Here is a 21871-nt window from a genome sequence, read left to right as displayed (position 1 = left end):
AACGTCCGACGGCGGGTGGCAGCGCCGCCCCGGGAGGGAACCAACGGTTCCCTCCCGGGGCGGCGCTGATTAAGTAGGGGCGGCGCTGATTAAGCAGGAGCGGCGGGTAAGGCGGGAGCAGCACAAGCAGTCATGGATCAGCCGTACGGGGCAGCACTTTCCCCGGACCGTGACCATGACGTGGACCGCTGGAGGCTTTCTGCCAGTCGATGGAGGCGCGGCGGTATCTGGGCGGTATCTGCCTGGCAGGGAGGTGGACGGCCTGGTCGGGTGGCGTCCGTGCCGCGTGGGCGCCCTGACAGAACCGGCTTGCTCCGTTGGCGGCAGTGGCTGCGCTGCGGGGCCCGTGCAGAACGTTTGGGGTGGGTCTCCTTGAGCCGGGGCCGGGGCCGGGGCCGGGGCTGTGGCTGTGGCCGAGGTGCCGGGGAGTGGTGGTGCGGTGGAGTGGTAGGTGTGGCCGGTTGGGGTGGTGGTTGCCACCGTGTGCCGGGGGGCCGGGGACGGGTTTGCGGTCCAGTCGGGTGTTTCTTTGATGTGGTTGCAGGCTTCGCAGAGGCCCTGGCCGTTGGCCGCGGTGGTGGGTCCGCCGGTGTGCCAGGCGGTGATGTGGTCGTGGTGCCTGATGGGGGCGTCGCAGTAGGGGGTGCGGCAGGTGTCGTCCCGGATCTGGAGGAAGCGTTTCAGCCCGGGCGGGAAGAGGCGTGCTGTGGAGTCCATTGCCACGAGCTCACCGCTGCCCGGGGCGGTGTAGAGGCGGCGGACCCACAGCTCCAGCTCGCGCTTTATGGCCGAATCAGCTGTTGCCGTTCCGGTGCGTGCTGCGGCGCCGGCGAGGGCGAGTTCCCTGGCGACTGCCGCCGGGAGGGTGCCGTAGCCGGGGAGGCGGGCGGGTTCGGAATCGGCCTGCAGGAGGGTGCGGTCCGTCATGACGAGCTGGATCTCCACCCTGCTGATCCCGCCGGGGGTGCCGGTGACGCGTTCGACGAGGGTGTCGGCCATCATCTGCCCCCGCGATCGGTCGTCCCCGGAGGACCGGGCAGTATCCGCGTCTTTCGTCAGGGCGGCGTAGGCGGCGACGCCTTGGGCGACGGGCAGCAGCGCGGTCAGGTAGGTCATGGTGTCAGGTGCCGGGCGCAGACTCACCGTGCGTTCGGTGACCGCCCGGGTGGCCCGTTTCGCGACCGAGGCGGGGTCCCGCCGGGAGGCCGCCGCCCGGGCCGTGGCCACGATGGCCTTGTCTCCTGCGCCGTCGAGGGCGCCGGTGTCCGCGGCGAGTTCCTCATCCACCCCGGCCCGGTCCCCGGGTGTGAGGCAGATGGTTTCCTTCACGATCAGGGTGGCCCGCCACTCATTCAACAACCCCGACCGGAACGCGGCGAAGGTGTGCGGCATCCCGGCCAGGGTCTTGGCCAGGCCCAGCAGCCGGGAGCCCCGGGCCGGGGATTCCCGCCGCGCCAACGCGACCTGCGCCGCAACCCCCGCGCCTTGCTCCTCGGCCGGGACACCTGCGGCGGCCTGCTCCCGCCGCTGGGAAAGATCAAAGGCCACGGTAATGCCGGCCTGCCGGGCACCGGCCAGCGATTTCAGATCCTCCAGCGCGCGTAGCTGATCGATCATGCCCGCACCGTCACGAGCCAGCGGAACCCGTGCGAGCAAGGCCACGACATCACCAATGGAAGCGTCGGCGGGTTGAACGGCCGGCGGTGACGGTGCGGTAATAGCAGAAGGCACTGCGGGCATTGCAACACAAGAGTCCGACAGGGCGCCAAGGATCGGAACGCCAACTGGGGACCGAGGCACATTGGCAGCAAGGTGTGCCTGAGGCTCCGCCTCCAGTACTGCCGCCGTCCCCAAAACCGCCTCCATAACCAAAGTCTTCCACCAGGGTCTGACAACGGCTGCCACCCAAAAGTCCTATGTGGAAAACCTCATGGGCGCGTGCCAGAAGCCCTGTGCAGAGGACGAACCGGCGGCACCCAACGGAGTGCCGCCGTCGTGCGCGTTTTGACAGGCGAAAGCAGGCGAGCGGTACTGAACCCACAGGCGCCGGGCCCGGACGGCCCCTAATCCTCTGCGATGACCGCAACACTGCCGGCCGGGACGGTGCCGGTAAACGGTTCGCCGGTCAGCAGGTCGGTGCCTGCAGCGGAAACCGGGGCATCCGAGCCCGTGTGGTTGATGGCGAACAGGAAGCTCTGCCCGTCGGCCAAGCGCCGCCGGACGCGCTCCACGCCGGGGCCTGCGGGGGAAACCGGCGCAACGCCGGACTCCGCCAGGAGCTTGTCCAGGAGGGCATCGATGCCGTCGGGGTCCGGGAACGTGGCCAGGTACCAGGCTGCCCCCTCACCCACCGCCCTGCGGGTGAGGGAGGGAACCCCCTCCAGCGGGTACCCGGTAAACGTCTGCACCGCCTCGGCGCCGGCAAGGTGGACGTGCTCGCTCCAGACCGAGGAAACAGTGCCGTCGCTCAGCTTCAGCCGGGACCCTGCCAACAGGGGGTGGAACTCCTCGACGCGAACCCCCAGGAGTTCACGGAATGCGCCCGGATAACCGCCCAGCCGCACGTGGTCCTGCATGTCCACGATCCCGCTGAAGTAGCTCACCAGCACCGTGGCGCCGCCGGCCGCAGCGGCAGCGATGTTGGCAGCGTTGTCATCCGACACCGCATACAGCGTGCATACGAGCACCAGGTGGTACCCCTCCAACGAAGCGGACGGATGCACAATATCCACGGAAATTCCGCGGAGGAACAGGGCGCGGTGGAAAGCCCGCAGCAGGTCCAGGTACTTCACGTCGATGCTGGGCTTCGAATCGATCTCGCCGGCCCACCACGCCTCGTAGTCAAATACAATGGCGGCGCGGGACTGCACCCTCGAGCCGCGCACGGGCTCCAGCCGTCTCAGTGCTCCTCCGAGCTCCACCACCTCACGCCACACGCGCGTGTCCCGGCCGCCGTGCGGCACCATGGCGGAATGGAACTTTTCCGAGCCGGCAAAGCTCTGGCGCCACTGGAAGAACATCACGGCGTCCGCCCCGCGCGCCACGTGCGCCAGGGAGTTGCGCAGCATCTCGCCCGGCATCTTGGGCTGGTTGCGCGGCTGCCAGTTGACGGCCGACGTCGAATGTTCCATCAGGATCCACGGGTCACCGCCTGCAATACCCCTGGTGAGGTCCGCGCTGAACGCGAGTTCGATGTGCCGTTCCGGGTCTGCGGCAACCAGATAGTGGTCGTTGGCAATGACGTCCAGGTCCTTGGCCCAATCGAAGTAGTCCATGGCCTTCGTGGCGCTTGAGGCCATCAGGTTGGTGGTGCAGGGGATGTTTGGGGTCACTTCGCGCAGGATGGCCACGAGCTCCCGGTAGTAGTCCATCAGCGCCCAGGAGTTGAACCGCTGGAAGTCCAGCTGCTGGCCCGGGTTCAAGGTGGACGGCGCCACGGAGGGCGGCAGGATTTCATCAAAGGAGCCGTAGCTCTGGGACCAGAATGCCGTCCCCCAGGCGGCGTTCACGGCATCGATGTTCCCATACCGGCGCTCCAGCCAGGTTCGGAAGGCGGCGGCGTCCTCCTCGCCGTAAAACTCCGAGACGTGGCAGCCCAGTTCATTGTCCACGTGCCACAGCGCCAGGGCGGGATGGTCCTTGTACCGTTCCGCCAGCACGCGCGTGATTCCCGCGGCGTAGCGGCGGTAAACGGCCGACGACGGCGTGTAGTGCCGCCGCGAGCCAGGCCCCAGCACGGTGCCGTCAGCCGTGACCGGCAGGATTTCCGGATGCTTGCGGACCAGCCAGGCCGGGGGAGCGGCGGTGGCGGTGGCCAGGGCCACCTTCACCCCGATCCCGGCGAGGTTCTCAAGGACTTCATCCAGCCAGCCGAAGTCGTAGTGCCCCTCGGCGGGTTCCAGCAGCGCCCAGGAGAAAATCCCCACGCTGAGGAAGTTCACGCCTGCCTCCTGCATGAGCTCCAGGTCCTCCAGCCGGACACTGACCGGCCACTGCTCCGGGTTGTAGTCACCGCCGAAGCCGATGCCCTCAACCTTGGCCCAAATGCTCGATGGGGCACTGGTTTCCTGCTGTGTCATGTGACTCCTCCAGTGTTGTCTTCGTTGGTTCGGACTGCCTGCCGGACTGCGGCAGCGGGGGTGGGCTGCTAGGCGGGGATGAACGTCCAGGTCCCGTCGTGCACCCGGAACTCACGGGCGGCCTGGGCCGTTTCGCCGCCGCTGCCCGCAGGGGAAGGCACGACGGCGGCATCCGCCCGCTGGTCTTGGAGGATCCGGGGCCCCCTGACCCCGTAAGAACCGGCGGGCAGCCGAACGGTGGCCGTGTTGCCGGGCGGAACGGTGCACTCCAGCTCCACCAGGCCGCCGCGCCGGTGCCAGCTGGCGTGCACGTACCCGTTGGCCACGGGAACACTGCCCGCGGCGTGATCCAGCCGGCACAGCGGCGGCTCGATCACCACGTCGTTGCCGCCCGGCACGCTGTACCGCACGCCCAGCAGGTGCTCGAGGATCTCTTTGATGACGGACGCTGACCAGGCGTGCGACTGGCTGTAGTCGGTGCCGTCCTCCAGGTCCCAAGCCTCCCAGGTGAAGGTGGCTCCACGGTCCAGGAGCCGCGCCCAGCCGGGTTGGTCCTTGTCCGTGAGGAGGTCCAGCACCGCGTCCGTGTGGCCCTCGCTCAACAACGCCCGGACCAGCCGGTGCACTGTCATGGGCCCCTGGCGCATGCCCATGCCTGCAATCCGGGCGGCGTCCGCAGCCGCGTAGGCAGGCTCGGTGATGCCCAGTGACAACGGGAACGATGCCGCGTGCTGGGAGGCGTGGGAGCTGGGTGTTCCGTCCGCATGGAGCCCGTCCACCATGGCGCCGTCCACCCGCAACCGCTCCCGGATGGCCCCCGCCAGGGTGCGGGCTGCAGCGGCGTAACGGACCGCCGCGTCCTGCTCACCCGCGGCACCGCAGAGCCGCGCCGTGGACACCAGGGCCGAGTAGGCCTGGGCGTTGACCGTCGTCTTGGCCGCGCACTCCATGTCGTAGCCGAACCTGCCCGGTGCGGGCCAGTCCACAATGCCGTGCAGGTAGGGCCCGGAACCGCCGCCCAGGTTGGTGACCAGGCCCGCCGTCGGGCCCCCTGCGGGAATGTAGTTGAGGGCGTAGTCCGCGGTGTCCTGCAAGTGGGGGAGCAGCTCCCGGATCGTGCCAAGATCACCTGTGCGCAGGTGGTATTCCTCCGCCCACTCCGGCAGCATCAGGGAGAAATCGGGGATATCGCGCTTGCCGTCGCCGTTGGGATAGACGGCGTTGTAGCGCCCCTTCTCCTCGCCTTCTGTCCAGTAGCGGCCGGCGGACCAGGCGAACTCCCTCAGTGCCTGCGCCGTGTACGCATGTTCGCCGAAGAGAGCCATGGTGGCGTAGGAGATGTTCGCCGCGTCGGCCAGGAACTGGCCCTTCTCCCGGGTGGGGGTATCCACGAACTGTTCCTGCACGCCGTACAGCGCGGAATCGCGGAGCAGCCGGAACACCGCATCCAGGACCTGGTCCGAACTGTTGAAGCCGCCCTCGCCGGGATGGCTGCCATGGACTGTGATGGCGCCCACGCGGGATACCTCGGCGGCCTCCACCCCGGGCAGCTCCAGATAGCGGAAACCCAAATGAACCGAGGCGCGGAACTGCTGGGGCCCGGCGGTCTGGGTGTAGGGGAAGGACATGTCCGTGTTCTGGCTGGCGGTCTTCCCGGCGTCCACCCGGCCGTCGGGGCGGAGAGCGTAGCCGGCCCGGAGCACGACCGTGCGCCCGGGGACACCGGCAAGGAAGTCCACCTCAGGACGCGCTGGGATGACCTGGCCAAAGTCCGCCACCATGGTGCCGTCGCCGGCCGTCAGGAACTTCCGCGGCGCCACGAACCCGCCGGCAAGGAACGTCCTGCGGGGGTGCAGACGGGGAAAGTCCGACGACGCTTGGCCGCCGGAGCTGATGGCGGCAGGCAGGCCGCCGGTTGCGCCGAGGGACGCCGCGGCGTGGCCGTCCAGGTGTTCCACGGGATCGCCCTCCTCGTTGCGGTAGCCCGACTGGCGGTACGGTGCCTCACCCGCGGACCAGCCGGGGCCGGAGACGAGGACGTCGCGGCGGCCGTCGGCGTAGTCCACCGTGAGCCGGAGAAGCAGTCCCGGGATGCCGGCGGCACGGCCCTGGCCGGGTCCGTACCAGTGCAGCAGCGCAGTCACCGGCACGGGTGTGTCCGCGGGGTGTCCCGCGAGCAGTTCCGTGATGTCCGCGGCGTCGTAGTAGCCCTCGCCAGGGTAACCGAATGATGTGGTGGCCAGGCAGGGCGTCCCCGCCACGGAGAGCTGGGCGTGGTGGTTGGCGGCGGCGTAAAGCCGGGCCCGCCGCACTTTCCCGGTGAGCTGGAAGGTGTTCCGGAACAGGGTCCACTCATCGGGCTGGCGGTGTTCGGTGGTTCGGGACCATTTCGCCAGGCAGGCCAGGGCCTGGTCATCGCCGGCGTCGAAGCGGTGCTCCAGCAGGAGGGATTCGGGCAGGCCGGGGGTGGTACCGGTGATTCGCAGCGCTGCGTACTCCGCCTGGCTCCGCGGAGCCTGGTGCAAAGCAAGGACGGCTGCGGCACCGCCGGCACCCGGCTCCCCAAGGGCCAGCAGTTCAGTCCCGTCCAGGGTGACGCGGATGGTTTGTCCGTTATCGCTGAGAGTCAGTTGACGCCATGGGCCGTGCGCATCACCCTTGGCCTGGGCGCTCGCCAATACCTCGGTCTCCGGAGCGGCGGGGGAGGGGATCTCCCAGACCGGGGCCCGGCGGATCACCACTTCTCCAGCGGCACCCAGTTCGAGCAGCAGGCCGGTTCCGGCGCCTCTGCTGCGCAGGAGCAGGCCGGCCCGGCCCATCACGGGGCGCAGCCGGGCCTCAAGCCGGAAGCTGCTGGGAGCAGGGCAGGGAATCGGCAGGAAGGGGGACCCTGCCACCCGGAGCGCGTTGTTGAGGACTTCCAGCGGGGCACGTCCACCCGGTGCACGGCCTATCCAGCCGGCCTGCCAGGAGCTGTCCCCGAGGCCCGTGCTGAAGGGCTGTGGGGATGACCAAGGACCCGGGATGCCGGCCAAATCACGGACGCGCACGCGCCACGCGTAGTCTGCGTCGTCGTCGAGCGGCGGACCCTCGTAGCGGACACCGCGCTGGAAAGAGGATGCCACCTCCCCCGAGCTCCACAGCACGCCCCCGGGCGCGTCCCGGACTTCAAGCTCGTAACCGGTCTGCCGCGCAAGGGCGGGATCGCCGTCGCTGTCCTGGCACAGCTGCCAACTGAATTCGGGGGACGGAGCAGCGGTCAGGCAGGAGGCAATCCCGTCCGTCAGGAGGTCGGTGGCATGAAGTTGCCCGGCGCCCCACGGGCGCTCTGTGTCCCCGGCAGCTGCCGTATCCTTCAACGCCATCAGGAGGCCGGGATGGGGAAGGCCACCGGGGTGGCCGCAGCCCAGGAAAGCCCCAGTTCGCTGAACGTGGCATGCTGCCGTCCTGCGCGCTCCAAGGCGTCCTCGATGCCCGCTACCACGGCGTGGGCCGCGTCCCCTTCACCTTCCCAGCGGACGTAGGCAGGATCGATGGGGGCCGGGAGTGGTGCTCTGCGGACGGCTTCCAGTACCAGCATGAAAGCGCCGCTGTCCACCAGGCCGCTGGTCAACGGAACGCCGTGGTCCCGGTGGGCCAGGAGGTTCTCCGTCAGGTCTTCGCGGCCGCAGGTTTCCTCCGTGCGCCCGGCAGCCGTTTCGACGGTAAGCCGGTCCTCCGTGTAGTGGAACACCGCGGTGCCGGCCGAGCCCTGGAGCGTGACATAAGGCTCAACGGATTCCGACGCGCAGATGGTCAGGGCACAGGTGATGGGCAAGCCCGCCGCGGTGCGGATCCGGATCACGGAGGTGTCATCCGATTCGATGTCGTTGGCCCGGTACAACTCGGTCTCCACGGAAGCGACGTCGGCAGTGGTCCGCGCACCGGCAATCCGAAGGGCGGTTGCCACGGCGTGCGCCAATGGGTTGGTGGCCACACCATCCACCACATCCATGCCGTTGATACTCCGCTTTCCAGCCCAGCGGGAGCGCTTGTAGTAGGCCCGGTCCCGGACCCAGCGGCCGGTGGCGGAGATGCCTTCCAATGTTCCGATGGTCCCCGCTTGCAACAGTTCCTCGATCGCCTTCATGGCGTGCGAGCCGAGGCTCTGGAAACCGATCTGTACGCCGCGGCCCGACTCCGCGGCGGCCGTGCACAACCGATTAAAGTCCGCCAGGGAAGCGACCGGGGGCTTCTCGAGGTACAGTTCCGCCCCCGTGGCGAGCACGGCCAGGGCCAGCGGGGCATGCGTCTGGATGGGCGTCGCCACGATAATCAGGTCCAGGTCGCGGGTGTCCGTGAGGAGCTGGTCAAGCGCCGGATAGACAGCGGCCGACGGCGGGACGGCGCCGGGTGCCGGCGGCTGCGGGTCGGCTACGGCAACGAGTTCAACCCTGCCTGCCGCGTGCAGGCGGTGGAGGTTCCGCAGATGATGGGCGCCGAAGCCGTGTACTCCCACCAGCGCAACCCTTGCCGCCGGTGCCGGTGCCGGTGCTGTTGCTGAAGCTGCTGCGGCCTCGCTGCCGGCGGCTTCCGTTGCCGTACCCATGGTTCTCCGTTCTGGCCGTGGCACCAGCCGTTGCGGGCACCGGGGTCCTGGGCGCGTGCCTCCATTCAGCAAGCGCTTTCCACCAGTAAGTGTGCGGCATGAAGGCAGTTCCAGTCCAGCTATGTAACGATTCAAAAATTCGCTTGACCGGTGAGCTGCGAGGGGTTTAGATTTCCAAGAAGCCGATTACCAGCGTGATGCGGAACACTTTCCGCTTCGCCCCTGCAACGATGGAGAACAGAAGGGAGCCGTGCCATGCTGTCCGGAACCTTCAGTGCGCGCGCCTACTCATTTTTCGACACGCTCGTATGGGTAGCGGGCCTCAACCTGCTGTGGATCGCCTTCACCCTGTTCGGTTTTGGGGTCTTCGGTGCCGGGCCTGCCACCGCCGCCGCGCAGATTGTGGTGCGCAAGCGGGCCTCCGGCAGTGCGGCACCGCTGCTTCGCGGGTTCGCTTCCGCATACTTCCGGAACTTCTTCAGGGCGAACATCCTCGCGCTGCCCGTGATGGCTGTGGCGGTGGCGTTGGTCCTGAACTGGAACTACTTTTCAACCAGCCACGGGATCTTCCCGCAGTTCATGGCGGTGGGCATCTTTATTGCGGCCATCTTCCTGGCCGGGGCCGTCTGCTACGTGTTCCCCATGTACGCCCGGTATGAGCTGCCGCTGCCGCAGTACCTCCTGATGTCCTCCCGGTTCGCCGTGCGGCATCTGGCGGGGACGGTCATCCTGCTGTTTGTGTCCGCCTCGGTGGTCTACGCCAGCAGTTGCCTCCCGGGCCTGATTCCGTTCTTCAGCATCGGAGCCTGGCTTTATCTCACCGGCTGGTTGTGTGACCGCTTCTTCACTGCCAATGACGAATCGGTATCCGCCGCGGCGGAGCCTGCCGCACGAACCGCCCTTCAGGGGGCCTCCACCGCCTGAATCACGTAAGAGCACCTGGTGACTGCCCGGTGCGCTTCACCCTGCGCGGTCGCCGCAATGAAACGTATCAAATTCGTGGCCAACCAGCCCAAGAACCCCAACGAAGTGGAAGAGGAAAAATATGATCCCCAGGAAGCTTTCCCTGGCCGCCGCCGTCGTCACCGCCACGGCCTTGTCCCTCACGGCGTGCAGCGGAGGGGACGCCCCCTCGGCGGACCTCACCTCCGTGTCCATCATGGCCCCGTTCCTTGAGGCGCAGCCGCCTGCCGCTGACGGCGCCGTCCAGAAGAAGCTGGAGGAGCTCACGGGCAAGCAGGTCAAGATCAACTGGGCCCCCAACGCCTCCTATGAGGACAAAACCAACATCACCCTTGCGGGATCCGACATCCCGCAGGTCATGGTGATCCAGGGCAAAACGCCGGGATTCGTCAAGAACGCCCAGGCCGGCGCGTTCTGGGACCTTACGGACAAGCTGGACAAGTACCCCAACCTCAAAACCACGTTCCCGGACATCCAAAAGAACGCCAGCGTCAACGGCAAGGTTTACGGCCTGTTCCGCGGCCGGGCCCCCATGCGTACCGCCGTCATGTTCCGCCAGGACTGGCTGGACAAGCTGGGCCTGCAGCCGCCCAAGACCGTCGAGGACCTGTACAAGGTGGCCAAAGCCTTTACCGAGCAGGACCCGGACGGCGACGGCCAGAACGACACGTACGGCATCACCATTCCCAAATGGGGTGCGCTGGGCACCAACAGCCCCTACGACGTGATCGAGGAGTGGTACGGCGCCGGCAACCGCTGGACGGAGCGGGACGGGAAGCTCATCCCCAGCTTCGAAACGGACGAATTCCTCGAAGCTGACCGGTTCATCAAGAAGATGGTGGACGAAAAGCTCATCAACCCGGACTTCGCCACCTTTGACAGCACCAAGTGGAACGAACCATTCTTCAACGGCAAGGGCGGCATTATTGTCGACGTCGATTCGCGGGTGAGCGTGCTCATCAACCTGTTCAAGCAGGCAGACCCCAGCAACTTCCAGAACAAGGTGGGCTTCGTAGGCAACCTCGAGGGCCCTGACGGCAAACTCCACGCCCACCCCACCGACGGCTACTCAGGCTTCCTCGCAATCCCCAAGGCCAGCGTCAAGAGCGACGCTGAACTGGACAAGGTCCTCAGCTTCCTGAACACCATGAACGACAAGGACGTTGCGGTGCTGCTGAACAACGGCATCGAGGGCGTGAATTTCACCGTGGAGAACGGCAAGGCGGCCACCATCAAGCCGGAGACCCCGGAAGGAAAAGCCGTCACCACTGACATCAAGAGCTACGCCCAGCTGGGCATGAACGTTGCCGGCAACGAGTTCTACCCTGTGAAGCAGCCCTCCGACTATGAACAGCAGGTCTTCGACAAGCGCACCGACGTCATGGCCCAGGACCTCAAGAGCGCCGTCTACAACCCGGCCGCGCCCTACGTTTCCGCCACCTACGTGGCAAAGGGTGCACAGCTGGACAACATCGTGGCGGATGCCCGGATCAAGTACCTGGCAGGCCAGATCGACGAACAGGGCCTCAAGGATGCCATCAAGCTCTGGGACACCAGCGGCGGCGACAAGGTCAAGGACGAAATCAACAAGCTCTGGCAGGAAAACAAGTAAATGGCGGCCCCTGTCATTGACACCCTCGCCGGGGAGCGGACGCGCAAGGCTGCGCCCGCTCCCCGGAAGGGGGGCAGGTTTTCCGTCCATTTCGCGCATTACAAATGGCTGTACCTGCTGCTGCTGCCCGGCGTGGTGTACTTCGCGGTGTTCCGCTATGCCCCCATGTACGGGGTGTCCATCGCGTTCAAGGATTACGTACCGTTCCTGGGCGTGAACGGCAGCCCTTGGGTGGGGTTCCGTAACTTCGAGGATTTCTTTGCCAACCCTGACTTCCTCCGGCTGCTGGGCAACACCCTGATCCTGGCCTTCCTGAACCTGGGGGTTGCCTTCCCGCTGACCATTGTCCTGGCGCTGCTGCTGAACGAGGTCCGGCTGTCCATCCTCAAGCGCACCGTCCAGACGCTGGTGTACATCCCGCACTTCCTCTCCTGGACCATCGTGGCGTCACTGAGCTTCCTGCTGTTCGCCCTGGACATCGGTCCCCTGTTCCAGTTCCTGAACAACGCCATGGGCACCCACATCGACTTCCTGTCAGATCCGGCCTGGTTCCGGCCGCTGATCGTCCTGCAGGACATCTGGAAGAACACGGGCTGGGGCACCATCATCTTCCTGGCCGCCCTTTCTACCGTGGACCAGGACCAGTACGAGGCCGCGATCATCGACGGCGCCGGCAGGTTCCGGCGCGTCTGGCACATCACCCTTCCCGCGATCCGTTCCACGATCATCGTGATGCTGATCCTGGCCATCGGGCAGATGCTCAACACCGGCTTCGAGCAGATCTACCTGATGACCAATGCCCTGAACCGTGAGGTGGCGGACGTCTTTGACACGTACGTCTACTTCGTTGGCATCACCCAGGGCGCCTACAGCTACTCCACCGCCGTGGGCCTGTTCAAATCCCTGGTGGGCATCGTGCTGATCTTCGGCACCAACTGGCTGGCCAAGCGATTCAACCAGAGCGGACTGTTCTAGCCATGAAAATCCACAACACCCGCGGCGGCCGGATCTTTGACGCCGCCAACTACGTCTTCCTGTCGATAATCGGCATCATTACCCTGCTGCCGTTCGTGTACGTCTTCGCCGGATCGTTCGCCACCGAAGCCGAAATCACGCGCCGGGCCTTCTTCGTCTGGCCCGAACAGTTCACCCTGGGCTCCTACGAATACATCTTCGCCACTCCGGCGTTCGTCCGCGCCCTGGTCACCACCATCCTGGTCACCGCGGTGGGCACGCTGGTCCAACTGGCCTTCACCGTGACCATGGCCTACCCCCTGGCCAAGAAGACCTTGCGGGGCAGGAACGTCATCCTGTCCCTGGTGGTGTTCGCCATGGTCTTTTCCGGAGGCATGATCCCCACCTTCCTGCTGGTCAAGGATCTGGGCCTGCTGAACTCCTACTGGGCCCTGATCCTGCCCGCCGCCATCAACCCGTTCAGCCTGATCATCATCAAGAATTTCTTCCAGGAACTCCCGGCGGAGCTGGAGGAGTCGGCCAAGATGGATGGCGCCACCGAGATCGGGATTCTCTGGCGGATCCTGCTGCCGCTGTCCAAACCGGTCCTGGCCACCTTTGCGCTGTTCTACGCGGTGGGCATCTGGAACGACTTCATGTCGCCCCTGCTCTACCTCAGCGACAACTCGAAGTGGACGCTGCAGATGTACCTGCGCCAAGTCACCGCGGCCTCGGACCTGCTGGGCACGGGCAACGTGGACCCCAACTACATCCCGCCGGAACAGGGCATCAAATTCGCGGTGATCGTGGTGGCTACCCTGCCCATCCTCATTTTCTATCCGTTCCTCCAAAAGCACTTCGCCAAGGGCATGCTCATCGGCTCCGTTAAGGGCTGACCGTGCCCGCAAGCACCAACAAGGGGAAGAAGCACCATGAAAATCCTGCTGGCCGGAGACTCCACCGTTGCCAACTGTCCCACGCACGAGTTCCCCATGAGCGGCTGGGGAGCGCATCTGGCCCCGCTCACCTACACGTGGGGCGCGGTGTTCAACTTCGCCAAGGGCGGGGCGAGTACGGAATCCTTCCGCGACGAGGGGCTGTGGGCGGAGCTGCTGGACAATGCGGGCCCGGGGGATGCTGTGCTCATCCAGTTCGGCCATAACGACCAGAAAAAGCAGCACCTGGCCGCCCGCACCGGCTATGCGGCAAACCTTCGCGCCATGGTGGGGGAGGTGCGTGCCCGGGGTGCGGCAGCGCTGCTGTGCACCCCCGTGGAGCGCCGGCACTTCCTGGACTTGCCGTCGTCGGACGTTCTCGACGAGAGCCTGGAGGACTATCCGGAGGTGGTCCGCGAACTCGGCCTGGAGCTGGCGGTCCCCGTGGTGGACCTGAACACGTGGACCCGGCGCCTTTATCTTCGACTGGGGCGGGACGGCTCCCGCGAGCTCTTTTGCCATTTCGCGCCGGGGCAGCACGCGTACTGGCCTGGCGGCCTGGCGGACAATACGCATTTTTCGCAGCAGGGTGCAGCCCTGGTGGCCGGGGAAGTGGCCCGGCGGCTTGGCGGGCTGGGATACGGTGCGCCCAGCAGCAAGGAGCCGGCCGGGGACAAGGAGCTGAGCACGACGCCGGGACGCGGCTAGGTGGGCGCCACCGGCGTGGAGGCAGGCATCCTCTACCGCAACCCGCTGGCAGGGCCCCACGACGTTGCCGGGTGGGTCACGGAGGGGCCGCTGCGCCTGGGGAGCCACGGCGGGGCCCTGGAACTGTCCGGATCGCTGGATGACCGGGAGTTCGGCGACAACGCACACTGGACCTTCTGGTGCCCGGAGGAATTCCCGGACGGGATCCGCATCAGCTGGGAGTTCCTTCCCCTCGCGGAGCCCGGACTGGCCATGCTGTTCTTCGCGGCTGCGGGGCACGGTGGGCAGGATCTTTTCAGTCCAGCCCTCGCGCCCAGGACGGGCTACTACCCGCAGTACCACTCGGGCGACATCGACGCCCTGCACGTCTCCTACTTCCGGCACAAGTTCCCGTCCGAGAGGGCTTTCCGGACCTGCAACCTGCGCAAGAGCGCCGGCTTCGAACTGGTAGCGCAGGGCGCGGATCCGTTGCCGCCCACGGAGGACGCCACGGACTTCTACCGCCTGGAGGTGGTGAAGGACGGGCCTCTGGTGGAGTTCTCAATTAACGGGCTGCTGCTCTTTGAGTGGCGGGATTCCTCCGACAAGGTACTTGGCGGCGGCCGGATCGGGTTCCGGCAGATGGCTCCGCTCCGGGGCGCCTATCGCAACCTGGTGGTGGAGAAGCTGCTGCAGTAACTGCCTGTGACCTACGGGGAGCTAGAGTCCCAGGAGGCGGTTGAGCAGGTTGGCCAGGCCGTTCAGGCCGTTGCCACCGTCCAGGAGCCCGGTGACAGCGCAGAGCAGGCTGCCCACCAGGTTGCCTGCGCCGGTCTGCGAGGTGATGTTCAAGACCACCTGGTTCAGATCGACGTTGAGGCCCAGCAGGTCCAGGTGCAGGGGCCCGAGGACCAGGTTAAGGACATCGCAGCTGCCGCCCGAGGCCTGGGCGGCAGCGGTTGAGGGTGCTGCCGCAGCGGTTGTGACCAGTTGCTGGCTCACCTGGGTGGCCTCGCCGTTGACCTTAGTAAAGGTGCCTGCCCTGTAGCAGGCCGGTGACGGTCAGCTGGCCGTTTTGGGCGCTGAAGCCCGACGGCGTAAACGAGCCGACGAACGTGCCCACGCCGTCGATGGTCTGGTTGATTGTTCCAGAGACGTTGGCGGTTCGTGATGCTTTGGAGGCGGCGGAAGGAGCCGCGGGTTGGCAGGCAAGCTGCCTGCGAGGGAACACCGGGGGGGTCGCAGGCACCGTGAGCTTCCGTCCTGGGGCAAGATGGAGGGAGCAGGAACTGCCCACTGGAGGGAGGCGGGATATGGAGCCCGTATTGGTCGACGGCGGCAAGGGCACAGTGGAATTGGGCGCTGACGGCGTTATCCATCTCATCTGGGAGCCCAAAGTCCGCATAGAAATCGAGGATGCACAGGCGGCGATGGCTGCGGTGAACCGGATAGCAGGTGATGGCACCTATCCGATGCTGGTAGACATGGCCACCACCGAGAACGTCAGCATCCAGGCCCGCTCGGTGTTCTCCATCCCATGCGCGGCCAACCGGATCGCCCTGCTTGGGGCAAGCCCGGTGGACCGGATCATCGCGAACTTCTTCCTGGGTGTCCACGTTCCGCCCTGCCCCACACGGTTCTTCACCTCGCGGACCGAGTCCATGAAGTGGCTGCAGCAGACGGGAAAGTAATCTGCGCCCGCTGATCAGCCGGCGTCAGGTGCGGCTGTGCTCTGCCGGACCACCAGCTCCGGGGTAAACACCACCGACCGGTGGACGGGGTTCTGGGACTCCACCTCCTCGGACAGCAGCTCTATGGCTGTCCGTCCCAGCAGTTGGGTGGGCTGGCGGACGGAGGACAGGGGAACCACCGCGGAGGCCGCAAAGTCGATGTCGTCGTAGCCGATCAGCGCCACATCCTCGGGTATGCGGAACGTATGCGTCATGGTCAGCGACTGCATGACGCCCAGGGCCAGGAGGTCGTTGGCGCAGAAGATCCCCTCGGGCAGCTCCGCCCGGCCGCGTGCCACCAACATGTTGCCGGCGCTTCGGCCCGCCAGGACCGTCTGCCCCTCCGCCTCCAGCACCTCAAGAGAGGCATCCGGCTCCTCCTTGACCGCCCGCTGGGCCCCCTGGAGGCGGTCCGCCACCTGCCGGATGGACGTGGGGCCGCCCACGAAGGCCAGCCGACGGCGGCCCGTGTCCAGCAGGTGCCGGGCAGCGAGGTACCCGCCGGCGTCGTCGTCCACGGCGACTGAGCTGAACTTGGACTCGTCCGCCAGCCGGTCCACCAGCACCGTGGGCACGCCGCGCTCGCGGAGGAGGTCCAGCCTGTCCGTTACATCGCCCACCGGTGAGATCAGCAGGCCCTGCACGCGCTGCTCCTGGAAGAGGTCGATGTAGTTCGCCTCCCGGCTGGCATTGTGCCCGCTGTCGCCCAGGAGGACGGCGCTTCCCTGCAGCGCTGCAGCGTCCTCCGCCGCGCGGACTACTGAGGTGAAGAACGGGTTGCCCACATCAAGGACGATGAGTCCGATGGTGCGGCTGTGCCCAATGCGCAGTTGGCGGGCGGCATCGTTGCGGACAAACCCCAGCTGGTCGATGGCGCGCAGGACCCGTTCCTTGGTCCGGTCCGACACCCGGTCCGGATAGTTCAGGACATTGGAGACGGTCCCCACGGCCACGCCTGCATGGGTGGCCACATCCTTGATACTGGCTGTGCGGTTCATTGTTTCTCCGTGCCGACATGCCCGCCGCGCAACGGTCGCGCGGGGAATCAAAAGTTTCTGCCATTGCTTGACACTTGCTCAAATCCAAGAGTACGTTGAATCGTACCAATGAAACGATTCAAAAAATTTGAAGTTTGAAGAGGGGTCCAGATGAGGGTGTGTTTCCGTTCCTCGGTCCAGCCGGCGCTGATTAACGAGTACCGGCGCCGCCACGCCGCGGTGTGGCCGGACATGCTGCGCGCCCTCAAGGAAGCGGGCTGGCACAACTACTCGCTGTTCCTGGGAGAAGACGGGCTCCTGGTGGGATACGTGGAGTGCGACGACTTCGATGCAGTTCGTGCCCGCATGGCCCTGACGGACGTCAACGCCCGCTGGCAGGCCGGGATGGCAACCCTTTTCGAAGATTCCGGCCAGGCGCCCGACGAGGGGTTCCAGGTGCTGGAAGAAGTCTTCAACCTCGACAGCCAACTGGCCGCCCAGCCCTCCGCGGGCTGACCGGCAGGACGCACGCAACCGGGGCAGCCGGAACAACAGGCATCACCAGCAATCAGGCTCCAGCAGCGGGGCACCAACCATACAAACAGACGCTCAACACCGGAAAGAACCATCATGAATGACGTAGCAACGGCGCTGGGCAGGCTCGGGGAGCTTGCCATCGAGGTCCCTTCGTGGGCCTATGGAAATTCAGGCACGCGGTTCAAGGTGTTCGGTACGTCCGGCACGCCGCGGACGGTCCAGGAGAAGCTGGCGGACGCCGCCAAGGTCCACGAACTGACGGGCCTGGCCCCCACCGTGGCGCTGCACATTCCGTGGGACAAGGTGGACGACTACGCCGCCCTCAAGGACTACGCGGCCGGACTGGGCGTGGGCCTGGGCACCGTCAACTCCAACACCTTCCAGGATGACGAGTACAAGTTCGGCTCCCTGACCTCCTCCAATGAGTCGGTCCGGCGCCGGGCGATCGAGCACCACCTGGAGTGCATCGAGATCATGCATGCGACGGGCTCACGGGACCTGAAGATCTGGCTGGCGGACGGTACGAACTACCCGGGCCAGGACGATCTCCGCGGCCGCCAGGACCGGCTGGCGGAGTCGCTGCAGGAGATCTACGCGGCCCTGGGCGATGAGCAGCGCCTGGTGCTGGAGTACAAGTTCTTCGAGCCGGCTTTCTACCACACCGATGTTCCGGACTGGGGCACCTCCTACGCCCAGACCCTGGCGCTGGGGGAGAAGGCGTTCGTCTGCCTGGACACCGGCCACCACGCGCCGGGCACGAACATCGAGTTCATCGTGATGCAGCTGCTGCGGCTGGGCAAGCTCGGCTCTTTCGACTTCAACTCGCGTTTCTATGCCGACGACGACCTCATCGTGGGTGCCGCCGATCCGTTCCAGCTCTTCCGCATCATGCATGAAGTGATCCGCGGCGGCGGCTTCGGCAAGGATTCCGGTGTGGCCCTGATGCTGGACCAGTGCCACAACCTGGAAGAGAAGATCCCGGGCCAGATCCGCTCCGTCCTGAACGTCCAGGAGATGACCGCCCGCGCCCTGCTGGTGGACGCCGAGGCATTGACTGAGGCGCAGCGCGCCGGGGATGTATTGGCTGCCAGCGGCATTTTCAACGATGCCTTCTACACCGACGTCCGGCCCATCCTGGCCGGATGGCGTGAATCCCGCGGCCTGCCCGCGGACCCGATGGCTGCCTACAAGGCCAGCGGGTACCAGAAAAAGATCAACGAGGACCGCGTGGGCGGCCAACAAGCCGGATGGGGCGCATAAGAGCATGAGCACCAATAAGACTGTCGAAGAGCTGATTTCCCGTTCCAACCGCCTGGGCGCGGACAAGCGGAACACCAACTTCGCCGGCGGCAACACCTCAGCCAAAGGCGCCGACAAGGATCCCGTCACCGGCGAGGACGTCCAACTGCTGTGGGTCAAGGGCTCCGGCGGGGACCTGGGCACCCTGAAGGAAGAGAACCTTGCGGTCCTGCGGCTTGACCGGCTGAACGCGTTGAAGAACGTCTACCCCGGCGTGGAGCGCGAAGACGAAATGGTGGCCGCGTTCGATTATTGCCTGCACGGCAAGGGCGGCGCCGCCCCTTCGATCGACACCGCCATGCACGGCCTGGTGGACGCGGCGCACGTGGACCACCTGCACCCGGACTCCGGCATTGCGATTGCGACGGCGGAGGACGGCGAAGCGCTGACCACCAAGATTTTCGGCAACAAGGTGGTCTGGGTTCCCTGGCGCCGCCCGGGCTTCCAGCTGGGACTGGACATCGCCGCCATCAAGGACGCCAACCCGCAGGCCATCGGCACCATCCTGGGCGGCCACGGCATCACCGCCTGGGGCGCCACCAGTGAAGAGGCGGAAGCCAACTCGCTGTGGATCATCGACCAGGCCGAGAGGTACATCGAGGAAAACGGTAAGGCGGAACCGTTCGGTCCCAAGCTCCCGGGCTACGGCGCACTGCCGGAGGCCGAACGCGGCGCCAAGGCCGCAGAACTGGCACCGGTGATCCGCGGCCTGGTCTCCACGGACAAGCCGGTCCTGGGGCACTTCAGCGATGACGCCGTCGTCCTGGACTTCCTGGAGTCCGCCGAGCACCCGCGGCTGGGCGCCCTGGGCACCTCCTGCCCGGACCACTTCCTGCGCACCAAGGTCAAGCCGCTGATCCTCGACCTGCCGGCCGATGCCTCAATCGAGGACTCGATTGCGCGGCTGCATGAACTGCACGCCGACTACCGCGAGGACTACCAGTCCTACTACGACCGCCACGCCGATGCCGATTCCCCGGCGCTGCGCGGGGCGGACCCGGCCATCGTGCTGGTCCCCGGTGTGGGCATGTTCTCCTTTGGCGCGAACAAGCAGACCGCCCGGGTTGCCGGCGAGTTCTACATCAACGCCATCAATGTGATGCGCGGCGCCGAGGCGATCTCCACCTACGCCCCCATCGAGGAATCCGAGAAGTTCCGGATCGAGTACTGGGCGCTGGAGGAAGCCAAGCTGGCCCGGATGCCCAAGCCCAAGTCCCACGCCACCCGGGTCGCGCTGGTGACTGGTGCCGCCTCGGGCATCGGCAAGGCCATCGCAACCCGCCTCGCCGCGGAAGGCGCCTGCGTGGTCATCGCCGACCTGAACCTGGAGAACGCACAGAAGGTGGCCGAAGAGCTCGGCGGGTCCGACGTTGCGATTGGCGTCCAGGCTGACGTCACGGACGAGGCGCAGGTCGCGGCCGCCATCGACGCCGCCGTCCTGGCCTTCGGCGGCGTGGACCTGGTGGTCAATAACGCCGGCCTCTCCATCTCCAAGCCGCTGCTGGAAACCACCGAAATGGACTGGGACCTGCAGCACAACGTCATGGCCAAGGGCTCGTTCCTCGTGGCCAAGGCCGCGGCCAAGGCCATGATCGCCCAGGGCATGGGCGGGGACATCATCTACATCTCCTCCAAGAACTCGGTGTTCGCCGGTCCGAACAACATTGCCTACTCCGCCACCAAGGCTGACCAGGCCCACCAGGTCCGGCTGCTCGCGGCTGAACTGGGCGAGCACGGCATCCGCGTCAACGGGATCAACCCCGACGGCGTGGTCCGCGGCTCCGGCATCTTCGCCGGAGGCTGGGGCGCCAAGCGCGCCGCGGTCTACGGCGTGGACGAGGAGAAACTGGGCGAGTACTACGCCCAGCGCACCCTGCTCAAGCGCGAAGTCCTGCCCGAGCACGTGGCCAACGCCGCCGCCGTCCTCACCAGCAACGAACTGTCCCACACCACCGGCCTGCACATCCCCGTGGACGCCGGAGTGGCCGCAGCCTTCCTGCGGTGAGTACGAATGTTCCGGATGTTGACGGCGGCGTCTTTGCCGCCGTCGACATCGGCGCCTCTTCCGGCCGGGTCATCCTGGGCCGCGTCACGGCCGGCGGGAACGACGGCGACAACAGCGTCGCGCTCGAAGTCGTCCACCGCTTTCCCAACGGCGTGGTGGAAAACGACGGCGGCCTCCGCTGGGACTTCGACGCCCTCTTCGCGGAGGTGCTTGAAGGTCTTCGTGCCGCGGCCACGGTGGCGTCTGTGCAGGGCGAAACAATCGCCGGCATCGGCATCGACACCTGGGCCGTGGACTACGGCCTGGTGGACGACTCCGGGACGCTGGTGGCACAGCCGTACAGCTACCGCGACGACCGCAGCCTCGCCGCCGTGGAACCGGTGCACCGCATCCTTGACCCTGAGAGGCTGTACGCAACCACGGGCCTGCAGTTCCTGCAGTTCAACACCATCTACCAGCTGGCCACGGAACGGACCCTGGACGGTGTGCAGGCACTGCTCATCCCGGACCTGATCGCGTTTATGCTCACCGGGGCGCGACGGACCGAGGCCACCAACGCCTCCACCACCGGCCTGTTCGACGCCGTGGCAGGGGAGTGGGCTACCGAATTCTTCGCGGCCCTGGGGCTGCGGAAGGACCTGTTCCCGCCGTTGATCCAACCCGGTGAAACGGTGGGCACCCTCCTGCCGGCCATTGCCGGCCAAGTGGGACTGCCGCAGGACACCAAGGTTGTGGCGGTTGGCTCGCACGACACCGCCTCCGCCGTCGCTGCTGTTCCTGCCGGGGAAGAGGCTTTCGCGTACATCTCCTCGGGCACGTGGTCCCTGGTGGGGCTGGAACTGAAGCATCCAGTCCTGACAGAGACCAGCCGGGAAGCCAACTTCACCAATGAACGCGGTGTGGACGGTACCATCCGCTACCTGCGCAATATGGGTGGCCTGTGGCTGCTGAGCGAATGCCAGCGCACCTGGGCCGGCGAGGGCTTCGAGCCCGACCTGGCCGCCCTGCTAGCGGCCGCTGCTGCCCTTCCCACGGGCGGACCCCAGGTCAACGCGGACGATTCCTACTTCATTGCACCGGACAACATGCCGGAGCGCATCCGGGGTGCGGTGCGGCGTACCGGCGACCTCCTTCCCGACGATCCCGTGGCCATCACCCGCTGCATCATGGACAGCCTCGCGGCCGGCTACGCCAGGACCATCACGGCGGCGGAACGCCTGGCCGGCCGCGCAGTGGACGCGGTGCACGTGGTGGGCGGCGGCTCCCAGAACGCCCTGCTCTGCCAGCTCACCGCCAACGCCACCGGACGGCCGGTGGTCGCGGGGCCAGTCGAAGCCACCGCCCTGGGCAACGTCCTTGTGCAGGCACGTGCCGCCGGAGCCGCCGCCGGCGGACTGTCCGAGCTCCGCAAAATCATCGCTGCCGGAACGAGCCTCCGCCGTTATGAACCACTCATCACTGTGCGTCAGGGGTACGTGCAGTAGAAATAGAAGAACTCCCTTGCG

18 protein-coding genes are annotated in these 21871 nt (G+C 66.5%); 11 read left to right on the top strand and 7 right to left on the bottom strand.

The genetic code is table 11. The annotated features are described in order from the left end of the window. Window positions 1–69: 69 nt before the first annotated feature. The 4 genes from J7I84_RS02790 to J7I84_RS02775 form a co-directional block, all read right to left on the bottom strand. Window positions 70–1617 (bottom strand): HNH endonuclease, encoded by a 1548-nt coding sequence (locus J7I84_RS02790; RefSeq protein ID WP_311381052.1) that lies wholly within the window; start codon window positions 1615–1617, stop codon window positions 70–72. A gap of 446 nt (window positions 1618–2063) precedes the next feature. After that, window positions 2064–4079 carry a beta-galactosidase gene (locus tag J7I84_RS02785; RefSeq protein ID WP_214940322.1) on the bottom strand — a complete coding sequence of 672 codons (2016 nt, stop codon included), beginning with the start codon at window positions 4077–4079 and terminating at the stop codon, window positions 2064–2066. 68 nt (window positions 4080–4147) lie between these two features. Continuing rightward, window positions 4148–7444 carry a family 78 glycoside hydrolase catalytic domain gene (locus tag J7I84_RS02780; protein ID WP_214940319.1) on the bottom strand — a complete coding sequence of 1099 codons (3297 nt, stop codon included), beginning with the start codon at window positions 7442–7444 and terminating at the stop codon, window positions 4148–4150. Next, window positions 7444–8667 carry a Gfo/Idh/MocA family protein gene (locus J7I84_RS02775; protein ID WP_214940316.1) on the bottom strand — a complete coding sequence of 408 codons (1224 nt, stop codon included), beginning with the start codon at window positions 8665–8667 and terminating at the stop codon, window positions 7444–7446. Before J7I84_RS02775 ends, J7I84_RS02780 begins: the two co-directional genes overlap by 1 nt. A gap of 255 nt (window positions 8668–8922) precedes the next feature. Here J7I84_RS02775 and J7I84_RS02770 point away from each other — a divergent pair, with 255 nt between their 5' ends. The 6 genes from J7I84_RS02770 (at window position 8923) to J7I84_RS02745 (ending at window position 14517) form a co-directional block, all read left to right on the top strand. Continuing rightward, a complete protein-coding gene (locus J7I84_RS02770) occupies window positions 8923–9591 on the top strand; it encodes a YesL family protein (protein ID WP_214940313.1) in 669 nt (222 codons plus the stop codon). 121 nt (window positions 9592–9712) lie between these two features. Next, complete coding sequence (locus tag J7I84_RS02765; protein WP_214940310.1) at window positions 9713–11242, top strand: extracellular solute-binding protein; 1530 nt, start codon at window positions 9713–9715, stop codon at window positions 11240–11242. After that, a complete protein-coding gene (locus J7I84_RS02760) occupies window positions 11243–12217 on the top strand; it encodes a sugar ABC transporter permease (RefSeq protein ID WP_214940307.1) in 975 nt (324 codons plus the stop codon). A 2-nt stretch (window positions 12218–12219) separates the two neighbouring features. Continuing rightward, window positions 12220–13092, top strand: coding sequence for a carbohydrate ABC transporter permease (locus tag J7I84_RS02755; protein ID WP_214940304.1), 873 nt, complete (start codon window positions 12220–12222; stop codon window positions 13090–13092). A 36-nt stretch (window positions 13093–13128) separates the two neighbouring features. Next, the gene (locus J7I84_RS02750; RefSeq protein WP_214940301.1) at window positions 13129–13839 is read left to right on the top strand and encodes a rhamnogalacturonan acetylesterase; all 711 of its coding nucleotides are present in this window, start codon (window positions 13129–13131) and stop codon (window positions 13837–13839) included. Next, on the top strand, window positions 13840–14517 hold the full coding sequence (locus J7I84_RS02745) for a DUF1961 family protein (protein ID WP_214940297.1): 678 nt from the start codon (window positions 13840–13842) through the stop codon (window positions 14515–14517). Between the two features lie 21 nt (window positions 14518–14538). On the opposite strand, the gene J7I84_RS21425 is transcribed toward J7I84_RS02745, so the two are convergent. Both J7I84_RS21425 and J7I84_RS21420 read right to left on the bottom strand, forming a co-directional pair. After that, window positions 14539–14820 (bottom strand): hypothetical protein, encoded by a 282-nt coding sequence (locus J7I84_RS21425; RefSeq protein ID WP_251045956.1) that lies wholly within the window; start codon window positions 14818–14820, stop codon window positions 14539–14541. Window positions 14821–14842: 22 nt separating this feature from the next. After that, window positions 14843–15067 (bottom strand): hypothetical protein, encoded by a 225-nt coding sequence (locus J7I84_RS21420; RefSeq protein WP_251045954.1) that lies wholly within the window; start codon window positions 15065–15067, stop codon window positions 14843–14845. Window positions 15068–15131: 64 nt separating this feature from the next. On the opposite strand from J7I84_RS21420, the gene J7I84_RS02735 reads away from it, so the two are divergent. Continuing rightward, on the top strand, window positions 15132–15509 hold the full coding sequence (locus J7I84_RS02735) for an STAS/SEC14 domain-containing protein (protein ID WP_214940295.1): 378 nt from the start codon (window positions 15132–15134) through the stop codon (window positions 15507–15509). A 14-nt stretch (window positions 15510–15523) separates the two neighbouring features. Here the strand turns inward: J7I84_RS02735 and J7I84_RS02730 are convergent, their stop codons facing one another. Further along, window positions 15524–16546, bottom strand: a complete 1023-nt coding sequence (locus J7I84_RS02730; protein WP_214940293.1) for a LacI family DNA-binding transcriptional regulator — start codon at window positions 16544–16546, stop codon at window positions 15524–15526. A gap of 150 nt (window positions 16547–16696) precedes the next feature. On the opposite strand from J7I84_RS02730, the gene J7I84_RS02725 reads away from it, so the two are divergent. The 4 genes from J7I84_RS02725 to J7I84_RS02710 all read left to right on the top strand — a co-directional run bounded on the left by J7I84_RS02725 (window position 16697) and on the right by J7I84_RS02710 (window position 21850). After that, complete coding sequence (locus J7I84_RS02725) at window positions 16697–17041, top strand: L-rhamnose mutarotase (RefSeq protein WP_214940291.1); 345 nt, start codon at window positions 16697–16699, stop codon at window positions 17039–17041. A gap of 114 nt (window positions 17042–17155) precedes the next feature. Continuing rightward, on the top strand, window positions 17156–18322 hold the full coding sequence (gene rhaI / locus J7I84_RS02720; protein ID WP_214940289.1) for an L-rhamnose isomerase: 1167 nt from the start codon (window positions 17156–17158) through the stop codon (window positions 18320–18322). Between the two features lie 4 nt (window positions 18323–18326). Beyond that, complete coding sequence (locus J7I84_RS02715) at window positions 18327–20366, top strand: bifunctional aldolase/short-chain dehydrogenase (protein ID WP_214940287.1); 2040 nt, start codon at window positions 18327–18329, stop codon at window positions 20364–20366. Next, the gene (locus tag J7I84_RS02710) at window positions 20363–21850 is read left to right on the top strand and encodes a rhamnulokinase family protein (RefSeq protein WP_214940285.1); all 1488 of its coding nucleotides are present in this window, start codon (window positions 20363–20365) and stop codon (window positions 21848–21850) included. Before J7I84_RS02715 ends, J7I84_RS02710 begins: the two co-directional genes overlap by 4 nt. Window positions 21851–21871 lie beyond the last annotated feature (21 nt).

Origin of the sequence: Arthrobacter sp. ISL-85 (assembly GCF_018613675.1) — a bacterium.
GTDB lineage: Bacteria > Actinomycetota > Actinomycetes > Actinomycetales > Micrococcaceae > Arthrobacter.
Note: the sequence above shows the minus strand (reverse complement) of the source record. Positions and strands in the feature narration are given on the sequence as shown.